16 protein-coding genes are annotated in these 19220 nt (G+C 60.7%); 11 read left to right on the forward strand and 5 right to left on the reverse strand.

Going from position 1 to position 19220, the window contains the following annotated elements:
• Positions 1-55 precede the first annotated feature (55 nt).
• The 3 genes from AC0Z8Z_RS10690 to AC0Z8Z_RS10700 all read left to right on the forward strand — a co-directional run bounded on the left by AC0Z8Z_RS10690 (position 56) and on the right by AC0Z8Z_RS10700 (position 5429).
• Positions 56-691, forward strand: a complete 636-nt coding sequence (locus AC0Z8Z_RS10690) for an RluA family pseudouridine synthase (protein WP_172611160.1) — start codon at positions 56-58, stop codon at positions 689-691.
• A gap of 1056 nt (positions 692-1747) precedes the next feature.
• The gene (locus AC0Z8Z_RS10695; protein WP_108122029.1) at positions 1748-3037 is read left to right on the forward strand and encodes a M18 family aminopeptidase; all 1290 of its coding nucleotides are present in this window, start codon (positions 1748-1750) and stop codon (positions 3035-3037) included.
• A 202-nt stretch (positions 3038-3239) separates the two neighbouring features.
• On the forward strand, positions 3240-5429 hold the full coding sequence (locus tag AC0Z8Z_RS10700; protein WP_485619069.1) for a mechanosensitive ion channel domain-containing protein: 2190 nt from the start codon (positions 3240-3242) through the stop codon (positions 5427-5429).
• A gap of 6 nt (positions 5430-5435) precedes the next feature.
• Here the strand turns inward: AC0Z8Z_RS10700 and AC0Z8Z_RS10705 are convergent, their stop codons facing one another.
• Positions 5436-6155 (reverse strand): UTRA domain-containing protein, encoded by a 720-nt coding sequence (locus AC0Z8Z_RS10705; protein WP_485619071.1) that lies wholly within the window; start codon positions 6153-6155, stop codon positions 5436-5438.
• Between the two features lie 360 nt (positions 6156-6515).
• On the opposite strand from AC0Z8Z_RS10705, the gene AC0Z8Z_RS10710 reads away from it, so the two are divergent.
• From AC0Z8Z_RS10710 to AC0Z8Z_RS10735, 6 genes are all read left to right on the forward strand, one after another.
• Entirely contained in the window at positions 6516-7583 is a 1068-nt protein-coding gene (locus AC0Z8Z_RS10710; RefSeq protein ID WP_485619072.1) for an ABC transporter substrate-binding protein, read from the forward strand.
• Positions 7584-7730: 147 nt separating this feature from the next.
• Positions 7731-8537, forward strand: a complete 807-nt coding sequence (locus AC0Z8Z_RS10715; RefSeq protein WP_485619073.1) for an alkaline phosphatase family protein — start codon at positions 7731-7733, stop codon at positions 8535-8537.
• Positions 8534-9376: an ABC transporter permease gene (locus AC0Z8Z_RS10720; RefSeq protein ID WP_485619074.1), complete on the forward strand. Its 843-nt coding sequence runs from the start codon at positions 8534-8536 to the stop codon at positions 9374-9376. Before AC0Z8Z_RS10715 ends, AC0Z8Z_RS10720 begins: the two co-directional genes overlap by 4 nt.
• Positions 9363-10160: an ABC transporter permease gene (locus AC0Z8Z_RS10725; RefSeq protein WP_485619075.1), complete on the forward strand. Its 798-nt coding sequence runs from the start codon at positions 9363-9365 to the stop codon at positions 10158-10160. The genes AC0Z8Z_RS10720 and AC0Z8Z_RS10725 overlap by 14 nt, the downstream gene beginning before the upstream one ends.
• A gap of 1 nt (position 10161) precedes the next feature.
• A complete protein-coding gene (locus AC0Z8Z_RS10730; RefSeq protein ID WP_485619076.1) occupies positions 10162-11148 on the forward strand; it encodes an ABC transporter ATP-binding protein in 987 nt (328 codons plus the stop codon).
• 136 nt (positions 11149-11284) lie between these two features.
• Positions 11285-11938, forward strand: a complete 654-nt coding sequence (locus tag AC0Z8Z_RS10735; RefSeq protein WP_485619077.1) for an HAD family hydrolase — start codon at positions 11285-11287, stop codon at positions 11936-11938.
• Positions 11939-12005: 67 nt separating this feature from the next.
• Here AC0Z8Z_RS10735 and AC0Z8Z_RS10740 read toward each other — a convergent pair whose 3' ends face one another.
• On the reverse strand, positions 12006-12968 hold the full coding sequence (locus tag AC0Z8Z_RS10740) for an NAD(P)H-quinone oxidoreductase (RefSeq protein ID WP_485619078.1): 963 nt from the start codon (positions 12966-12968) through the stop codon (positions 12006-12008).
• 145 nt (positions 12969-13113) lie between these two features.
• Between AC0Z8Z_RS10740 and AC0Z8Z_RS10745 the strand changes: the two genes are divergently transcribed.
• Both AC0Z8Z_RS10745 and AC0Z8Z_RS10750 read left to right on the forward strand, forming a co-directional pair.
• Positions 13114-15195 (forward strand): carboxy terminal-processing peptidase, encoded by a 2082-nt coding sequence (locus AC0Z8Z_RS10745; protein WP_485619080.1) that lies wholly within the window; start codon positions 13114-13116, stop codon positions 15193-15195.
• Between the two features lie 119 nt (positions 15196-15314).
• Entirely contained in the window at positions 15315-17105 is a 1791-nt protein-coding gene (locus tag AC0Z8Z_RS10750) for a bifunctional diguanylate cyclase/phosphodiesterase (RefSeq protein WP_485619081.1), read from the forward strand.
• A gap of 406 nt (positions 17106-17511) precedes the next feature.
• Here AC0Z8Z_RS10750 and AC0Z8Z_RS10755 read toward each other — a convergent pair whose 3' ends face one another.
• The 3 genes from AC0Z8Z_RS10755 to AC0Z8Z_RS10765 form a co-directional block, all read right to left on the reverse strand.
• On the reverse strand, positions 17512-17886 hold the full coding sequence (locus AC0Z8Z_RS10755) for a hypothetical protein (RefSeq protein ID WP_172611137.1): 375 nt from the start codon (positions 17884-17886) through the stop codon (positions 17512-17514).
• Positions 17883-18239, reverse strand: coding sequence for a helix-turn-helix domain-containing protein (locus AC0Z8Z_RS10760; RefSeq protein WP_485619082.1), 357 nt, complete (start codon positions 18237-18239; stop codon positions 17883-17885). The genes AC0Z8Z_RS10755 and AC0Z8Z_RS10760 overlap by 4 nt, the downstream gene beginning before the upstream one ends.
• Before the next feature lie 144 nt (positions 18240-18383).
• Entirely contained in the window at positions 18384-18833 is a 450-nt protein-coding gene (locus AC0Z8Z_RS10765; protein WP_122537479.1) for a YkvA family protein, read from the reverse strand.
• Between the last annotated feature and the right edge of the window lie 387 nt (positions 18834-19220).

Here is a 19220-nt window from a genome sequence, read left to right on the forward strand (position 1 = left end):
GCGCCGCGATGGCTGTTTCGATCGTGCGGCGCCTGTTTGAGTGATGAGGCTTTCAATGCCGCTGTCCAACGTTCATATCCTCCATCAGGACGACGCTGTCCTGGTGGTGAACAAGCCTACCCTGCTGCTTTCGGTCCCCGGTCGCGCTGACGATAACAAGGACTGCCTGATTACCCGCCTGCAGGAAAACGGCTACCCCGAGGCGAGAATCGTTCACCGGCTGGACTGGGAAACGTCCGGGATCATTTTGCTGGCCCGTGACGCGGACACCCACCGTGAGTTGTCTCGTCAGTTTCATGACCGCGAGACGGAGAAGGCCTACACGGCACTGGCCTGGGGTCAGCCGGCGCTGGACAGTGGCAGTATCGATTTGCCGTTGCGCTACGATCCGCCGACCAAGCCGCGTCATGTGGTGGATCATGAGTTGGGCAAGCATGCGTTGACGTTCTGGAAGGTGCTGGAGCGGTATGACTCGCATTGTCGGGTTGAGCTGACGCCGATTACAGGGCGGTCGCATCAGTTGCGGGTGCATATGTTGTCGATCGGGCATCCGTTGCTGGGCGATGGTTTGTATGCGCATCCGGAGGCGCTGGCGGCGTATCCGCGGCTGTGTCTGCATGCAAGCATGCTGGCGTTTACCCATCCGGGGACGGGCGAGCGGGTTCGGTTCGAGTGTCCTGCGCCTTTTTGATCGTTGTTAGTCAGTACAGACTTAAGATCAAGAGCATCTGCCTAACGGCAGATCATTTCGCCTTCGGCGAGTTACTTGGAAAAGCACCCCAAGTAACCAAGGGTGCTTGCTCTCGGTTGGGTCCCTCCTCCGTCGGGATTCCCTCACTCCGACGATGCTCCGTGGGCCCGCGCCGAACGGACATCCATGTCCTGACGGCGCTCTCGCCGCATCCATGCGGCTCGACCCACTCCGCATCGCCTGCGCTCGGCCTGCACCAAAGTCGCGTTTTGCGGTGTCTGGACTTTTTGTGTAGGAAGATCAAAAGCACAGCAACAGCAACAGCAACAGCAACAGCAACAGCAACAGCATTCGCGAGCAAGCTCGCTCCCACAGGGAAAGGGCCGGTCTGCAAAACTACCAGCGCACATACTGGCCTCTTCCCGGCTAAAGCCGGTCCTACCAAGAAATCGCATGCATCAATGGGATTGGCCTCGACTGTGCGATTGGCGCCGACTGTAGGACCGGCTTCAGCCGGGAAGCTGTTGATCTTACGATCGTGCCCACGCTCTGCGTGGGTATGCATCCGAGGACGCTCCGCGTCCATTCCCGGCTAAAGCCGGTCCCACTAAAAAGCACACTGCGTCCCCCGCGTAGGACCGGCTTCAGCCGGGAAGCTTTTGATCTTGATCTTGATCTTCAACCACAAGAATCCCAGACGACATCAATCGCGACTTGGGTGCAGGCTGAACGGAGGTCTCGCGCAGTGGGCCGAGCCGCATGGATGCGGCGAGAGCGCCGTCAGGGCATGGATGTCCGTTCGGCGCGGGCCCACGGAGCGAGACCGGAGTGAAGGAACCCTGACGAAGGAAGGGCCCAACCAGGAGCAAGCACCCTTGGTTACTTGGGGTGCTTTTCCAAGTAACTCGCCGAAGGCGAAACAGTCTGCCCCCAGGCAGACGCTCTTGACGTTGATCTTGATCTTGATCTTGATCTTGATCTTGATCTTGATCTCAGGCGCTCGCCCGTACTGAAATTGGCCTGTAAACTCCCGCCCATTGCTGCCTGGAGTAACCTATGCGCGAAGAGTTGAATCAAGGCCTTATCGATTTCCTGAAGGCCTCCCCCACCCCCTTTCATGCCACCGCCAGCCTCGTCCAACGCCTCGAAGGCGCCGGCTACCAGCGCCTCGACGAACGCGAGCCCTGGTACACCGAAGCGGGTGGCCGCTACTACGTCACCCGCAACGACTCCTCCATCGTCGCCTTTAAACTCGGTCGCCTGTCGCCCCTCACCGGCGGCATTCGCCTCGTAGGTGCCCACACCGACAGCCCGTGCCTGCGCGTCAAACCACAACCCGAACTGCAACGTCAGGGCTTCTGGCAACTGGGCGTCGAAGTCTACGGCGGCGCCCTGCTTGCGCCGTGGTTCGACCGCGACCTCTCCCTCGCCGGCCGTGTCACCTTCCGCCGCGACGGCAAAGTCGAAAGCCAGCTGATCGACTTCAAGCTGCCGATCGCGATCATCCCCAACCTCGCGATCCACCTCAATCGCACTGCCAACGAAGGCTGGGCAATCAACCCGCAGACCGAACTGCCACCGATCCTGGCCCAGGTCGCCGGTGACGAACGCCCCGACTTCCGCGCCCTGCTGACTGATCAACTGGCTCGCGAACACGGCCTGAACGCTGACGTCGTCCTCGATTACGAACTTAGCTTCTACGACACCCAAAGCGCCGCCGTCATCGGCCTCAACGGTGACTTCATTGCCGGCGCCCGCCTGGACAACCTGCTGTCCTGCTTCGCCGGGCTGCAAGCGCTGCTTAATGCGGATGGCGACGAAACCTGCCTGCTGATCTGCACCGACCACGAAGAAGTCGGCTCGACGTCCGCGTGCGGTGCCGACGGCCCGATGCTCGAGCAAGTGCTGCAACGCCTGCTGCCGGAAGGCGACGATTACGTGCGCACGATTCAGAAGTCCCTGCTGATCTCCGCCGACAATGCCCACGGCGTGCACCCGAATTACGCTGAGAAGCACGACGCCAACCACGGCCCGAAACTCAACGCCGGCCCGGTGATCAAGGTCAACAGCAACCAGCGCTACGCCACCAACAGCGAAACCGCCGGTTTCTTCCGTCACCTGTGCATGGCCGAAGAAGTCCCGGTGCAAAGCTTCGTCGTGCGCAGCGACATGGCCTGCGGCTCGACCATCGGCCCGATCACTGCCGGCCACCTGGGCGTGCGCACCGTCGACATCGGCCTGCCGACCTTCGCCATGCACTCGATCCGCGAACTGGCGGGCAGCCAGGACCTGGCGCATCTGGTGAAGGTGCTGTCGGCGTTCTACGCGAGTGCCGAGTTGCCTTGATCTCAAGCCACAATTAAGAGCGGGCCGATCCATGTCCTTCACAGGTCATGGAAACGGCCTGCACATCGCGCTGTCCCGGACTTCACAATTCCCCCTCGCCACACCCCCCATCCCCTCGTAAACTCATCCGCCTCTGCTTGACCCTGCACGGCTCCCATACCGCGCTACTCCAAGCGCCTGTCTATTCGAGGTTTGTTTCCAGGTGATCGCTCCCACCCGCCTTTCCCTTCTGCCCCGCCTCTTCCTGCTTTGCCTGCTGGCGCTGTTCCCGTTTGCGTTGACCCACGCCGCTGGCTTGCCGAGTCTGCTGAGTGGCGGTGACAAAACGCAGCCTCAGGCCCAGGAACCGTTGGGGCAGTCGCTGGACCAGGTCATTACGTCGCTGGAAAACGATCAACAGCGCAGCAAGTTGCTCGATGACCTGAAGAAACTGCGGGACGCCACCAAAAAAGCGCAGCCGACGGTGGAGCAAGGCGTGCTGGGCCTCATCGGCAGCTCGCTTGCCGAGCTGGAAAAACAGTTCACCGGCGCAGACAGCCCGCTCAGCCGCTGGGCGGACGAGGCAGGTATGGCGGAGGACGAGCTGATGGCGCTAATGCTGCCGGCCAACCAGTGGTGGCCGATCATCTGGGGCTTTGCCGTGGTCCTGGCGATCTGGGGGCTGCTGGCGGCAGCTCTGATCTGGCTGGGCCATAAGGTCCGTTTGCGCTTCGGCCTGTCTGCCGAGCTTCCGCAGCACCCGCGCCTGTCGGACATGCTGCGTTTCGCGTTGCGCAAGCTGGGCCCGTGGCTGGTGGCGCTGGTGATCACCATCTACCTGAGTTACTCGCTGCCGCCGTCCCTGGGCCGGGATTTGGCGATGGTGCTCGCCTACGCGCTGGTGGTCGGCACGCTGTTCTCGGCGGTGTGTGTCATCGCGTTTTCTCTGCTGGACGGCCCGCACCGGCACCAGGCGCTTTACATCTTGCGTCATCAGGCATTTCGGCCGCTGTGGTGGATTGGCAGCTTCGCCGCGTTCGGCGAGGCGTTGAGCGACCCGCGTCTGGTCGCCAGCCTCGGCGTGCACCTGGCGCACACCGCCGCGACCCTGGCCAATGTCATGGCCGCACTGTCCACCGGGCTGTTCATCATCCGCTTCCGTCGCCCGATCGCCCATTTGATCCGAAACCAGGCGCTTGAGCGTCGCCTCAAACGCCGCGCCCTGAGTGACAGCATCGAGGTGCTCGGCACGTTCTGGTATCTGCCGGCGCTGGTGCTGGTGGGCGTCTCCCTGTTCGCCACGTTTTTCTCTGCGGGCGACACCAGCACTGCATTGCGTCAGGCCTTGATCTGCACCGTGCTGCTGGTGATGTGCATGGTGATCAACGGCCTGGTACGGCGCCATTCGCTCAAGCCAAGCCACGCTCACAAGCGCCACGCGCTGTATTCGGACCGCCTGAAGAACTTCTTCTATACGGTCGCGCATTTGCTCATCTGGCTGGTGTTCATCGAATTGGGCCTGCGCGTATGGGGTCTGTCGCTTATTCGCTTCGCCGAGGGCGACGGCCACGATATCAGCGTCAGGCTCATCGGCCTGGCGGCAACACTGATGTTTGCCTGGCTGATCTGGATTCTCGCCGACACAGCCATTCATCACGCCCTCACCCGCTCGCGCAAAGGCCTGGCGAATACCCGCGCGCAAACCATGATGCCGCTGATCCGCAACGTGCTGTTCGTGACCATTTTCATCATTGCGCTGATCGTCGCCCTGGCGAACATGGGCATGAACGTGACGCCACTGTTGGCCGGTGCGGGTGTGATCGGTCTGGCCATCGGTTTCGGCGCGCAGTCGCTGGTGGCGGATTTGATCACCGGGCTGTTCATCATCATCGAAGACTCGCTGGCCATCGACGATTACGTGGACGTCGGCGGTCACTTGGGCACTGTGGAAGGGCTGACGATCCGTACCGTGCGCCTGCGCGACATCGACGGCATCGTCCACACCATCCCGTTCAGCGAGATCAAAAGCATTCAGAACTACTCGCGGGAGTTCGGGTACGCGATTTTCCGCATCGCGATTCCGGCGAGCATGAACATCGACGACGCCCTGAAGATGATCCGCGACGTCGGCCAGAAGATGCGCACCGACCCGCTGCAACGACGCAACATCTGGTCGCCGCTGGAGATTCAGGGGGTAGAGAGTTTCGACTCGGGCAACGCCATTCTGCGCGCACGCTTCAAGACCGCGCCGATCAAGCAGTGGGAAGTGTCGCGGGCGTTCAACCTGTCGCTGAAGCGTTATCTGGATGAAGCAGGCATGGACCTGGCGACGCCGCGCCTGAACGTACAGGTCAGCACCAGTGGCGGGCGTGTGAACAAGGTGCGTGAGAAGAAGGACGATGCCTCGGTGTAAGCCGGCCTAGATATCCGCCACCACCGCGCTTAGGTGAATCGCGTCATGGCGCCAGTATTCCAGATCGCAATCGATCAGCCGCCCGCGCTGGTCGTGGTTGACCCGAACAATGCGCAGGCCCGGGCTGCCGATGGAGACTTTCAGCGCCCCTGCCGCTTCCACGGGTAACGCCGTGGGCACCATCTCGAAACGCACCTGGCCATAGCGAATGTCGTAATGGCTGGCGTAGAGCTCGGTGAGCGACTGGTTCAGGTCCAGCTCGAGGATCTGCGGGAAGTAATCTGGATTGAGGTAGTGCTCGACGTAGAGCACCAGCCGTTCATCGATGCGACGGGCGCGGCAGATCTGGATCACGCTTGACAACGCTGGCAATTGCAGAAGCCCGCAAATCACGGCCGAAGCCGGTTGCAGCCGTGCGGAAATCACTTGGGTCGCAGGCACTCGGCCCTGAGCCTGAACCATCGCGTGAAAGTGGCTGCGGCGCATCAGGTCGTAGGCCAGTCGCGGCGGCGAAATGAACCAGCCACGCCGTTCCTCGCGGTAGATCAAACCCCGTGCTTCGAGTTGCACCAACGCTTCGCGCAAGGTGATGCGCGTGGTGTCGAAGACCTCGCTCAGCTTGCGCTCAGCCGGCAACTTGCTGCCCGGCGGCAACAGACCGTGTTCAATCTGCTCTTGCAGCGCATTGCAGATGGTCGTCACCGCTCGGGGCATTTCTTCGCGCATTGCGTTACCTATCTGGACTAGACCAGCGCTATTTAAGGGCAGCGTCGCTCGCTGCCTGGCCCGTTTCGGTGCTCCAGAGCCTAGGCAGCGTAGATGACCGTTGCGTGACATTCCAGCCAGCCGCGGCGGCAACATCGGCGCTCAGGAAATCATCAGGGCCTTTCAGATCAGGCGCTTGAGCATGGTCTACGCTCATTTCACAGCGATCGCCGGGGCTCGGACTTGCTTCAGCAAGAGTCGGTCCAGACACGAAAGCGTCATGTTACTGGCCTAACTTGGCTCAGGTATTGCTGACCTAGACCAACCATCCGCAACGACCACTTCTATGAGTCCGTCGAGAAGTGCACAAAGGAGCTTCGAATGAAACACCTTTTGCTGGCATCACTCCTGGGTTCGGCCATCGCGCTGAGCACTTCGGCCATGGCCGCCGACACCGACCTCAAAACCCTCGAAGCCGCCGCCAAAGCTGAAGGCGCGGTCAACAGCGTGGGCATGCCCGATGACTGGGCGAACTGGAAAGGCACTTGGACTGACCTGACCGCCAAGTACGGTCTGGTGCACATGGACACCGACATGAGCTCGGCTCAGGAAGTGGCCAAGTTCGATGCGGAAAAAGACAACGCCAGCGCCGACATCGGCGACGTGGGTGCAGCGTTCGGCCCGATCGCTGTGGCGAAGGGCGTGACTCAACCGTACAAGCCGAGCACTTGGGCTCAGGTACCGGACTGGGCCAAGGATAAAGACGGTCACTGGGCGCTGGCCTACACCGGCACCATCGCTTTCATCGTCAACAAAAAGCTGCTGCATGGCTCGGACGTACCGACCAAATGGGCTGACCTGAAGAACGGCAAGTACAAAGTCACCATCGGTGATGTCAGCACCGCGGCCCAGGCGGCTAACGGCGTACTGGCCGCTGCGATCTCCATGAAAGGCGATGAAACCAACCTCGCGCCGGGCCTGCAACTGTTCACCGAACTGGCCAGGCAGAAACGCCTGGGCATCAACAACCCGACGATCCAGTCGATGGAAAAAGGCGAAGTGGAAGTGGGCGTGGTCTGGGACTTCAACGGCCTGAGCTACAAAGCCAAGATGGCCAATCCTGACGACTACGTTGTGCTGATCCCGTCCGACGGCTCGGTGATCTCGGGCTACACGACAATCATCAACAAGTACGCCAAACACCCGAACGCCGCCAAGCTGGCCCGTGAATACATCTTCAGTGACGCCGGTCAGATCAACCTGGCCAAGGGCAACGCGCGCCCAATCCGCGCCGAGCACCTGACGCTGCCAGCAGACGTGCAAGCCAAGCTGCTGCCTAACGAGCAGTACAAGAACGTGACGCCGATCAAAGACGCTGCGGCATGGGAAAAAACCTCGAAAGCCCTGCCACAGCAGTGGAACGAGCAAGTCATCGTCGAGATGCAGTGATCCTTTACTGCTGATCAGGCCCCTTGTAGGGGTGAGCTTGCTCGCGATTTCGGTGTGTCAGTCAACCTGTCTGTCGCAGGCATACCGCGATCGCGAGCAAGCTCACGCCTACGGTAATGTTCGGCGATCCACCCTCCGGAGCGGCACATGAAACACAACGTCATCCTCATCCTGCTGGACGGCTTGAGTTACAGCGTGGCGCACCATGCGATGGGGCATTTGCTGGCCTACCGAAACGCAGGCCGCGCGGCGTTGTACAAGCTCGAATGCGAACTGCCGTCGCTGTCACGCCCGCTGTATGAGTGCATCCTGACCGGCGTGGCGCCCATCGACAGCGGCATCGTGCACAACCAGGTTTCACGGCTGTCCAGCCAGCGCAGCGTGTTCCATTACGCCGCCGACGCCGGGCTGACCACCGCCGCTGCGGCATACCACTGGGTCAGCGAGCTGTACAACCGCAGCCCGTTTATGGCCGCGCGCGACCGTCACACCGACGACGTCGACTTGCCGATTCAGCACGGGCATTTCTACTACGTCGATCACTACCCCGATTCCCATCTGTTCGACGATGCCGAGCATCTGCGAACCGCCCACGCGCCGCACTTCTTGTTCGTGCACCCGATGAACATCGATGACGCCGGCCACAAGCACGGCCTCGACACCCCGCAGTACCGCAACAGCGCGCGCTCCGCCGACATCCTCCTCGCCGAGTACCTGCAGCGCTGGCTCGATGCGGGCTATCAAGTGCTGGTGACCGCCGACCACGGCATGAACAACGACCGCTCCCATAATGGCGTGCTGCCGGAAGAACGCGAAGTCCCGCTGTTCGTGCTCGGTGACGCCTTCAGCCTCGACCCCGACGCGCAACCGAAACAGACCGAGATCTGCGGCACCGTCTGCGAGCTGCTCGGTGTGCCCCACGACAAACCTGTGTGCAAAGAGGTGCTCAAGTGAATTCACAAAGCCGCGGCAAATGGCTGGGGCTGTTGTGCCTCGTGCCGTTTGCGGTGTTTTTCATCGCGTTTCAGATCGCGCCGCTGGCCTGGGTGGCGATCAACAGCCTGCAATCGGACGCCGGCTGGGGCATCGACAACTTTGTCAAAGCGTTCAATTCCCGCTTCTACCGCCAAGCCATGCAATACAGCCTGGAGGTCAGTTTCTGGTCGAGCCTGATCGGCATCGTCATCGCAATCCTCGGCAGTTACTCCCTGCGCAAGGTCCCGTCGAGGCTGAGGGACTTCGTCAGCGCCTTCGCCAACATGACCAGCAACTTTTCCGGCGTGCCGCTGGCGTTTGCCTTCATCATCCTGCTCGGTTTCAACGGCGCGCTGACGCTGATTCTCAAGCAGGCCGGGATCATCGATGACTTCAATCTGTACTCGAAAACCGGCCTGATCATTCTCTATACCTACTTCCAGATCCCCCTGGGCGTGCTGCTGCTCTACCCGGCCTTCGACGCGCTGCGGGAAGACTGGCGCGAGTCGGCGTCACTGTTGGGGGCCAGCGGCTGGGATTTCTGGCGGCACATCGGGATTCCGGTGCTGACGCCTGCGCTGCTCGGCACCTTCGTGATCCTGCTGGCCAACGCGCTGGGGGCTTACGCCACGGTGTATGCGCTGACCACCGGCAATTTCAACGTGCTGCCGATCCGCATCGCCGCGATGGTCGCGGGGGACATCACGCTGGACCCGAACATGGCCAGCGCCCTGGCGATGATTCTCGTGGGGATGATGACGCTGGTGACCGTCGTGCATCAGTGGCTGTTGAAGAGGAGCTACCATGTCTCGCGCTGAACGCCGCCCGCCGGGGCTTTACCACCGCGTCGTGGTCTACCTGCTGTTTCTGATTCTGCTCGCGCCGCTGCTGGGCACCTTTGTGTATTCGATCGCCACCAGTTGGTCGGCGACCATTCTGCCCGATGGGCTGACCTACAAATGGTACGTCGAGCTGTGGAGCGATCCGCGTTTTCTGCGCGCGTTCGGCCAGTCGCTGCTGGTGTGCGTCGGCGCGCTGATGCTCTCGGTGGTGCTGATTCTGCCGCTGCTCTTCGTCGTGCATTACCACTTCCCCAAACTCGACGCGCTGATGAACATCCTCATCCTGCTGCCTTTCGCGGTGCCGCCGGTGGTGTCCTCGGTGGGTCTGTTGCAGCTCTACGGTTCGGGGCCGCTGGCGATGGTCGGCACGCCGTGGATTCTGATCGGCTGCTACTTCACCGTGGCACTGCCCTTCATGTACCGGGCGATCACCAACAACCTGCAAGCGATCAACCTGGTTGACCTGATGGACGCCGCCCAGTTGCTCGGCGCCAACACCTTTCAAGCCGCGTTTCTGGTGGTGCTGCCGAACCTGCGCAAGGGCCTGATGATTGCCCTGCTGCTGTCGTTCTCGTTCCTGTTCGGCGAGTTCGTGTTCGCCAATCTGCTGGTCGGCACCCGCTACGAGACCCTGCAGGTGTACCTCAACAACATGCGCAACAGCAGCGGTCACTTCAACAGCGCGCTGGTGATTTCCTACTTCTTTTTCGTACTGCTGCTGACGTGGGCGGCCAACCGACTGAACAAGGACAAAGACTGATATGAGCTTCGTCAGTGTCGAAAACCTGCAGAAGAACTACGGCAGCACAGCGGTCTTCAGCGACATCAATTGCGACATCCACAAAGGCGAATTCGTCACCCTGCTCGGCCCGTCCGGCTGCGGCAAGTCCACCCTGCTGCGCTGCATCGCGGGGCTGACGCCGGTGACCAGCGGCAGCATCTTCCTCGACGGCAAGGACCTGGTGCCGGTGTCGCCGCAGAAACGCGGCATCGGCATGGTGTTCCAGAGCTATGCGCTGTTTCCCAACATGAACGTGGAGCAAAACGTCGCCTTCGGCCTGCGCATGCAGAAAGTCAGCACCGACGAAATGAAGCAGCGGGTGGGCGAGGTGCTGAAGCTGGTGGAGCTGAACGAGTTCGCCGCGCGCTATCCGCATCAGCTGTCGGGCGGGCAATGTCAGCGTGTGGCATTGGCGCGTTCACTGGTGACCCGTCCTCGCCTGCTGCTGCTCGATGAGCCGCTGTCGGCCCTCGATGCGCGCATCCGCAAGCACCTGCGCGAGCAGATCCGCGCCATTCAGCAGGAGTTGGGCCTGACGACAATTTTCGTGACCCACGATCAGGAAGAAGCGCTGACGATGTCCGACCGGATTTTCCTGATGAATCAGGGCCGGATCGTGCAGAGCGGCGACGCCGAAACCCTGTACACCGCACCCGTCGACGCCTTCGCCGCCGGCTTCATCGGCAACTACAACCTGCTGGAAGCCGACGCCGCCAGCCGCTTGATGCAACGCCCGATCAACAGCCGCGTAGCGATTCGCCCGGAAGCCATTCAATTGAGCCTCACCGGCTCGCTGGAGGGCGAGGTGCGCAGCCACAGCCTGCTGGGCAACGTGATTCGCTATCGCGTCGAGGCTAGAGGCGTGGATCTGGTGGTCGACGTGCTCAACCGCTCGGCCAGCGACTTGCACCCGAACGGCCAGCGCGTCACCCTGCACATCGAAGCGTCGGCGTTGTGTGCCGTTTGAAGCAGCTGCAAGCTTCAAGCTAAAAGCTGCAAGAAGGAGCTGCGGTGATCCAGCTTTTTCTTGCAGCTTGCCGCTTGAAACTTGTAGCTGCGCGCCAGACGCCGACCGAATCCACACTGATTAATGGAGCGCGCGCGTGTCTTTAGCAATTTTCGATCTGGACGAAACCCTGATCCACGGTGACTGCTCCAGCCTGTGGAGCGAGCAGATGGGCCGGCTGGGCTGGGTCGATCCCGAGTGGTTCATGAAGAAGGACCACGAACTGATGGACGCCTACAGCAAGGGCGAGCTGGCCATGGAAGATTACATGGCGTTCAGCCTGGACCCGATGATCGGGCGCACGCCGGAGGAAGTGGATTTTCTGGTGGGGCCCTGGGTCGAGGATTACATCGAGCCGATCATTTTCAGCGACGCCACCAAGGCCATCGCCGAACACCGCGCCGCCGGTGACCGCATTCTGATCATCTCGGCGTCGGGCGTGCACCTGGTCAAGCCCATTGCCGAGCGCATCGGCGTTGATGAGGTGCTGGCCATCGATCTGGAGCTCGCCCATGGCGTGTACACCGGCCAGACCACCGGCGTGCTCACCTACCGCGAAGGCAAGATCACCCGCTTGATGGCGTGGCTGGATCAGGAGGGCGAGAACCTCGAAGGCGCGAGCTTTTATTCCGATTCGCGCAACGATTTGCCGCTGTTGCTGAAAGTCGATTTCCCCCACGCGGTGAACCCGGATCCCGCGCTACGAGAAGTGGCGGAAAAAGCGGGATGGCCGATTCACCACTGGAAGTAATCCAGCCTGTCTGCTCAAGGGAGCAGATGTGGGGGAGCAGGCTTGCACACACTGTTCCTTCGCGGCATCACACCAGGCTTTCGTTGATCACCAGCACGACCTTGCCCGACACCTGATTGGTGGCGAGCTCTGCGTAGGCCGCTTCGGCTTCGCTGATCGGAAAGCTGCGCGCCAGTTGCGGCTTCAAGCGGCCTTCAGTGAACAGCGGCATGACGTGCTGGCCCAGGTCGCTGAGCAGGTCGGCCTTGAACTGGTCGTCGCGGCTGCGCAGGGTCGAGCCGAGGATATGGATGCGCTTGCCCAGCACCTGAGCGAAGTCCAGCTCGGACTTGCGCCCGCCCATCAAACCGATCAGCACCAGACGACCATCCACGCCGAGCACCTTGAGGTTCAGCGCCGCATAGTTGGCGCCCACCGGGTCAAGGATGACGTTAAAAGGCGCAAAGTCATTCAGCGCATCCAGGTTCTCGTTGCGCAGCACACCACCCTGGGCGCCGAGGGATTCACAATACGCCAGCCGCTCCGCCGAGCCGACGGTGACCCAGACCGGGTTGCCGAAGACCTTGCAAAGCTGAATGGCAGCTGAACCAACGCCACTTGCTCCGGCGTGCAGCAACACTTTTTCGCCGGGCTGGAGGCCGGCCAGCTGGAACAGGTTCAGCCAGGCCGTGGCGTACACCTCGGGGATCGCCGCCGCTTCGTGCAGCGAAATCCCCTCGGGCACCGGCAGGACGTGCCGCGCATCAACCACCACTTCTTCGGCCATCGCCCCGCCTGCAACCAGCGCGCACACGCGGTCGCCGACTTCCCACGCGGTGCCCGGGCCGACCTCGGCAATCACCCCGGAACATTCCATGCCGAGGATTTCCGTGACACCCGGCGGTGGCGGGTAATGCCCCGAGCGTTGCAGCAAATCGGCACGATTGAGTCCAGCCGCTGCCACCTTGATGCGGACTTGTCCTACATCCAGCGTCGGCGATGGCTCTTCAACCCATTCCACACGACCTTCAACGCCTTGCAATGCTTTCACGGTGCCTCCATAGTGAGTCTTGACTGAGCCCGATGTGCCTCACGGCCATTGGGCTTTTTGCATTATGCGACCGTGTTCTGACCGAACCGGCGACCTCCAAAGACGGCCTAATATGCGTTATCAATTGTCCCCGCGTCGAATCAGCATGAAGCATTTCTTACCCAGCACCACCCTTGCATTACTCATTGGCCTGACTGTCCTGCCAATGTCGGCCAGTTCGTTCGCCGCCAACAGCTGGGATAATCTTCAACCTGATCGCGATGAAGTCATCGCCAGTCTGAATGTCGTGGAGCTGCTCAAGCGCCACCACTACAGCAAGCCGCCGCTGGACGACAAGCGCTCGGAAATCATCTATCAGAGCTACCTGAAACTCCTTGATCCTGCGCGCAGCTACTTCCTCGCCAGTGACATCGCCGAGTTCGACAAGTGGCGTTTCCAGTTCGACGACTTCCTCAAAAGCGGCGACCTGGCCCCAGGTTTCACCATCTATAAGCGTTATCTGGACCGCATCAAGTCGCGTCTGGATTTCGCTCTGGCGCAGCTGAACAAGGGGGTCGACAAGATCGACCTCAACACCCAGGAAACCTTGCTGGTTGATCGCAAGGACGCGCCATGGGCCAAGAACGAAGCCGAACTCGACGACCTCTGGCGCAAGCGCGTCAAGGATGAGGTTCTGCGTCTGAAGATCGCCGGCAAAGACCCGGCGAAGATCCAGGAAACCCTGACCAAGCGCTACAAGAACCAACTCGCCCGTCTGGGCCAGACCCGTAGCGAGGACGTGTTCCAGGCGTACCTGAATACCTTCGCGATGTCCTACGACCCGCACACCAACTACCTGTCACCGGACAGTGCGGAAAACTTCGACATCAACATGAGCCTTTCCCTTGAAGGGATCGGCGCTGTCCTGCAGAGCGACAACGACAACGTCAAGATTGTCCGCCTGGTGCCGGCCGGCCCCGCCGCCAAGACCAAGCAAGTGGCAACCGCTGACAAGATCATCGGCGTCGCCCAGGGCGACAAAGAGATGGTCGACGTGATCGGCTGGCGTCTGGATGAAGTGGTCAAACTGATTCGCGGACCGAAAGGCTCGGTCGTGCGTCTGGAAATCGTCCCGGCCAGCAATGCGCCGAGCGACCAGACCACCAAGATCGTGTCGATCACCCGCGAAGCCGTGAAGCTCGAAGAACAAGCGGCGAAGAAGTCCATCCTGCACCTGAATCAGGACGGCAAGGATTACAAACTGGGCGTCATCGAGATTCCTGCTTTCTACCTGGACTTCAAGGCCTACCGCGCTGGCGATCCCGAGTACAAGAGCACGACCCGCGACGTCAAGAAACTGCTGACCGAATTGCAGTCCGAGAAAGTCGACGGCGTGGTCATCGACCTGCGTAACAACGGCGGTGGTTCGCTGCAGGAAGCCACCGAGCTGACCAGTCTGTTCATCGACAAAGGCCCGACCGTTCTGGTGCGTAACGCCGACGGCAAGGTCGATGTGCTGGAAGACGAAAACAGCGGTGCGTTCTACAAAGGCCCGATGGCGCTGCTGGTCAACCGCCTCTCGGCCTCGGCTTCGGAGATTTTCGCCGGCGCCATGCAGGACTATCACCGCGCGCTGATCATCGGCGGCCAGACTTTCGGCAAAGGCACCGTGCAGACCATTCAGCCGCTGAACCATGGCGAACTGAAACTCACGCTGGCCAAGTTCTACCGGGTTTCCGGCCAGAGCACCCAGCATCAGGGCGTGCTGCCGGACATTGGTTATCCATCGATCATCGACACCAAGGAAATCGGCGAAAGCGCGCTGCCTGAGGCGATGACCTACGACACCATCAAGCCGGCGATCAAGCCGGCGGTGGATCCGTTCAAACCGTTCCTCGCCCAGTTGCAATCGCGTCACGACGTGCGTTCAGCCAAGGACGCCGAGTTTGTCTTCATCGAAGAGAAACTCGCGCTGGCGAAGAAGCTGATGAGCGAAAAAACCGTCAGCCTCAACGAAGTAGAACGGCGCAAGCAGCACGCCGACATCGAGGCCAAGCAACTGGCGCTGGAGAACGTGCGTCGCAAGGCCAAAGGCGAAGAGCCCCTCAAGGAGCTGAAGAAGGAAGACGAAGACGCGCTGCCTTCCGAAGACGACAAGACTAAACCCGAGGATGACGCCTACCTGGCCGAAACCGGGCGTATCTTGCTCGACTATCTGGGCTTGAGCGGTTCAGTGGCAAAGAAGTAAACAGCATTAAACATGACTAAATGATGGCAAATCGTCATCAAATAGTCATGAATCTGTCGTGAAATAGCGGGGCTCGGCGCCACAGGCGTCCAGCCCCTTTTTCTTGCCCCGAGATTGCCATGACCGTGACTGAACAGCTGGGCGCTTTGAGTTCGATCCTGACTCACGGCGACTTGCACAGCCTGTTCCAACCGATTGTGTCGCTATCGGATCGGCGCATTCTCGGCTACGAAGCCCTGACTCGCGGCCCTTCCAACAGCGCGCTGCATTCCCCTCTGAACCTGTTCGCCGTAGCCCGTCAGGCCGGGCGCCTGAGCGAACTGGAACTCGCCTGCCGCGAGTCGGCCTGTCGTCGCTTCAGCCAACAGAAGCTGGAGGGCAAGCTGTTTCTCAACATCTCGCCGGAGTCGCTGCTGGAAGCCTCGCACCCGCCGGGGCGCACCTTGCAACTGTTGCAGCGATACGGGATCCCGCCCAGCCGCGTGGTCATCGAACTGACCGAGCAAACACCAACCGATGACTTCGGCCTGCTCTACAACGCGCTGTATCACTATCGGGACATGGGCTTTTCCATTGCCCTCGATGACTTGGGCGCAGGCTATTCGAGCCTGCGGCTGTGGTCCGAGTTGCGCCCGGATTACGTGAAGATCGACCGGCATTTCATCGATGGCATTCATCAGGACGCGGTCAAGCGCGAGTTTGTCGGTTCCATGTTGCAGATGGCCAAGGCCTCGCGGGCGCTGGTGATCGCCGAAGGCATCGAGTTGCAGGAAGAACTCGCCGTGTTGATCGACATGGGCGTCGAGTTGGTTCAGGGCTATTTGCTCTGCCGACCCCAAGAGTTTCCGCCCCTGGACGCCCGTGCGCTGCTGCCGAAAATCGACCCTTCCGCCGCGACCCTGACCGAGGAAACCAGTGACCTCAGCGCCCTGCTCAACGAGCAGCCGGCGGTGGTGCAGACCACGCCCACGGCCACAGTGCTGGAAGCGTTTCGAAAGCAGGCCAATCTCAACTCGCTGGCGGTACTGGATGAGCAGCATCAGCCGATTGGCATCGTCCACCGCCACTCGCTGTCGGACGTGCTGCTGCAGCCGTTCGCCACCGAGCTGTACGCGCGCAAGCCGATCAGCCGGTTAATGAGCGATGATTTTCTTGCCGTCGAGTTGAGTCAGTCGCTGCAACAGGTCAGCCGACTGATCACCAGTCGGGCGCGGCAACGCATCGAAGAAGATTTCATCATCATGCAGAACGGCGCCTACCTCGGGCTGGGCCGAGTCATCGATGTGCTCAAGTTGATCACCGAGGTGAAGATTCAACAGGCGCGCTACGCCAATCCGCTGACCCTGCTGCCGGGCAACGTGCCGATTCAGCAATGCCTGACCCGTCTATTGCAGCAGGGCCGCGAATCAATGATCTGCTACGTGGACATCGACAGCTTCAAGCCTTTCAACGACATCTATGGCTACGGGCGCGGCGACGAGGTGTTGCTGTGCCTGGCGCAATGCCTGAACGACCGGATCGATCAGAGTCGCGACTTTGTCGGCCATATCGGCGGCGATGATTTCCTGATGGTGCTGGGCTCGGACGACTGGCGCAAACGTTTGTACATGCTGCTGGAAGACTTCCAGAACCAGTGCCGACGCTTCTACCGCGCCGAGCATCTGGAGGCCGGTTGCTTCGTGGCACTCAATCGCCAGGGCCAGCGTCAGGAATTCCCGCTGCTGTCGCTGTCCATCGGCGTCGTGCATCTGTATCCGGAAGTCTGCACGACGCTCGACGCCAGCCAACTCGCCGAACTGGCCTCACAGGCCAAGCACCACGCCAAAGAAGTGATTGGCGCGAGCGTGCATGTGATCAATACGCGAGAGGCGGAGGTGATGGCGACGTTTAATCAGGCGGTTTTGGGGTGAGGTGCCGGTATTAAGAGATCGGGTTGGGGGTGGGAGTCAATCTCGAAATCCCGAGTGCGACACTGACCCTATAGCAGTGAGCTTGCTCGCGAAGGCGTTCTTTCAGCCGCTAAACTTCCAGCGAGCGTAATGGCCCCTTCGTGAGCAAGCTCACTCCCACAGGTCCGAGATCAAACCTTGACCCTAAGTCAGCCTTGATCACTTATACAGGTCCGAGATCAGCCCTGGGGACTGAGTCAGCCTTGATCAATCCAACAGGTCGGAGATCAAACCTTGACCCGAAGTCAAGCCTTGATCACTTCCAGGGATCCGAGATCAGACCGGAATCCTCAGTACAGCTCGGATCCTGTGGGAGCGAGCTTGCTCGCGAAGGCGATGTCCGGCAAGTCTCAAACCAGAAGCTGCTCTATTCAGGCTTCACCGGTTGCGGGTACTCAAATTCGAAGACTCGGGCCACTTCCGAGGCGTGCCAGGAGGCAGCAGCGATGCCATCAGAGGGGCCGGAGAAACGGCCAAGGCGTTCGACGCATTCAAAGAATCCGGTGCGTGGCAGGCGGCTGGCGCCCTGGCTGATGACCAACGCGCTGCGCAATGGCTGCTCGGCGCGGGCGTCGAGGGCGGCGAGGTGTTCAAGGGCGGCGGTCAGGGTTTGCATGGCGGGGGTGGGCAACTGCAACCGCTCAAGCAATGCGCGATAGGTCACCAGATGACGCTGACGACGGGCAAGGTCCAGTTCGGCGAGCAACCCGTCCCAATGCTGGCGACTGATGCGCACGCTCACGCCTCACCCCGCCAGCCCGCAACACCCAGTTCCCACGCCAGACTCCGGCGAATGGCCGCGTCCGGCTCACGGGCGCCGCTTTCAATCAGGTTCAGATAAGACGGGCTGATGCCGACTGCGCGGGCCAGCTGCGCCACTTCCAGGCCCTTGGCCTCGCGCAGGGCACCTAGCTGATCGAAAGAAGGAAGGTCAACTGCGGCAGCAGGCTGTTCGCGATGGCCTTCAGCGTGAGTGGCAGACTCGGACCCCGGGCCATGCGCAACACCCGCCGCGCGCAACAGGGCCTGATACTGCGCCCATGGCAGCACCGCATATTCCGGCTCTCCATCGCGCGAAATAACCTGAAGATCCATACCAACACCCCTGTAGGACAAAAACGCGCTTTACGTAGTATTTTTCTAAGTATGGGCGGCATCTTAACAGCGGTCAGCGACGACTGGCGTGTGCGGAATCAATGAGTACTGCCGCCGCCACTGATAAGCCACGCAAGGCCGTCTTCAAATCTTCTTCTCATGCTCCAGCAAGACAGGCGTCGCCGGCAAACGCTCAACCACCGCGAGCTTTTCCGGGTTCTGCAACGCGCGCCAGGCACGAAACGCGCTGAGCTCGGCTTCGAGGTGCTTCATCACCCACGCCAGCACGGCGATGTCGTCCAGCATCCCCAGACCCGGAATCCAGTCAGGAATTGCATCCAGAGGGCTGATGAAATACATCAGGCCGGCCACGATCGAGAGAATCGCCTTACCGCTGATGGCGCGATATTCCCCGCGCCAGTAAGCCAGGCACAACGCTTGAAGCAGTTTCAGATCGTCTTTTATTTTCCCCAGTCGACCGCCTTCACTGGCTGTTTTGCCTGCCACGGCAAACAGCAGTGCGGGCAAACGACCTGCCGCCATCAAGCGCTTGGCCATGGGCAGATAACGAATGAGATTCCAGGGTGCTTTCATATCCACTCCACAATTACCGATAAAAATCGACCTGCTGTCTCACGTGTATGGTGCTGAAGCCTACCGACTCGGCAGCCGATTCCGCGCCCAAAGGTTATCCACACAAATTGTGGATAACCTTGTGAACAGACCTGCTTTTCGAGCCCGGAACGCCCGTTCTACCGGGCCTGGGCTTAGATCGCGCGTTTTTTACACACATAAAAACCCGCAAAAACCGTTGACTCATTCGGTCCGTGAGGCTAGCTACGGCTCAATAAATGCCTCTCAGCCTCCGACAAATCTCGGCTTAACGCACCGCTACTGACCGACATGGGACTCTGCTCTTTCAAGCCGGTTCGATCAAATCGGCCCGGAAATGAAAATGCCCCGTCGAGACGGGGCATTTCT

Source organism: Pseudomonas sp. 1L-C-7-B-C1, from assembly GCF_057291635.1.

Coding starts and splice junctions, on each gene's coding strand:
- AC0Z8Z_RS10745 (WP_485619080.1), top strand. CDS start 13,114: ATGAAGCATTTCTTACCCAGCACCACCCTTGCATTACTCATTGGCCTG.
- AC0Z8Z_RS10705 (WP_485619071.1), bottom strand. CDS start 6,155: ATGCGCGAAGAAATGCCCCGAGCGGTGACGACCATCTGCAATGCGCTG.
- AC0Z8Z_RS10690 (WP_172611160.1), top strand. CDS start 56: ATGCCGCTGTCCAACGTTCATATCCTCCATCAGGACGACGCTGTCCTG.
- AC0Z8Z_RS10725 (WP_485619075.1), top strand. CDS start 9,363: ATGTCTCGCGCTGAACGCCGCCCGCCGGGGCTTTACCACCGCGTCGTG.
- AC0Z8Z_RS10730 (WP_485619076.1), top strand. CDS start 10,162: ATGAGCTTCGTCAGTGTCGAAAACCTGCAGAAGAACTACGGCAGCACA.
- AC0Z8Z_RS10765 (WP_122537479.1), bottom strand. CDS start 18,833: ATGAAAGCACCCTGGAATCTCATTCGTTATCTGCCCATGGCCAAGCGC.
- AC0Z8Z_RS10695 (WP_108122029.1), top strand. CDS start 1,748: ATGCGCGAAGAGTTGAATCAAGGCCTTATCGATTTCCTGAAGGCCTCC.
- AC0Z8Z_RS10715 (WP_485619073.1), top strand. CDS start 7,731: ATGAAACACAACGTCATCCTCATCCTGCTGGACGGCTTGAGTTACAGC.
- AC0Z8Z_RS10710 (WP_485619072.1), top strand. CDS start 6,516: ATGAAACACCTTTTGCTGGCATCACTCCTGGGTTCGGCCATCGCGCTG.
- AC0Z8Z_RS10760 (WP_485619082.1), bottom strand. CDS start 18,239: ATGGATCTTCAGGTTATTTCGCGCGATGGAGAGCCGGAATATGCGGTG.
- AC0Z8Z_RS10750 (WP_485619081.1), top strand. CDS start 15,315: ATGACCGTGACTGAACAGCTGGGCGCTTTGAGTTCGATCCTGACTCAC.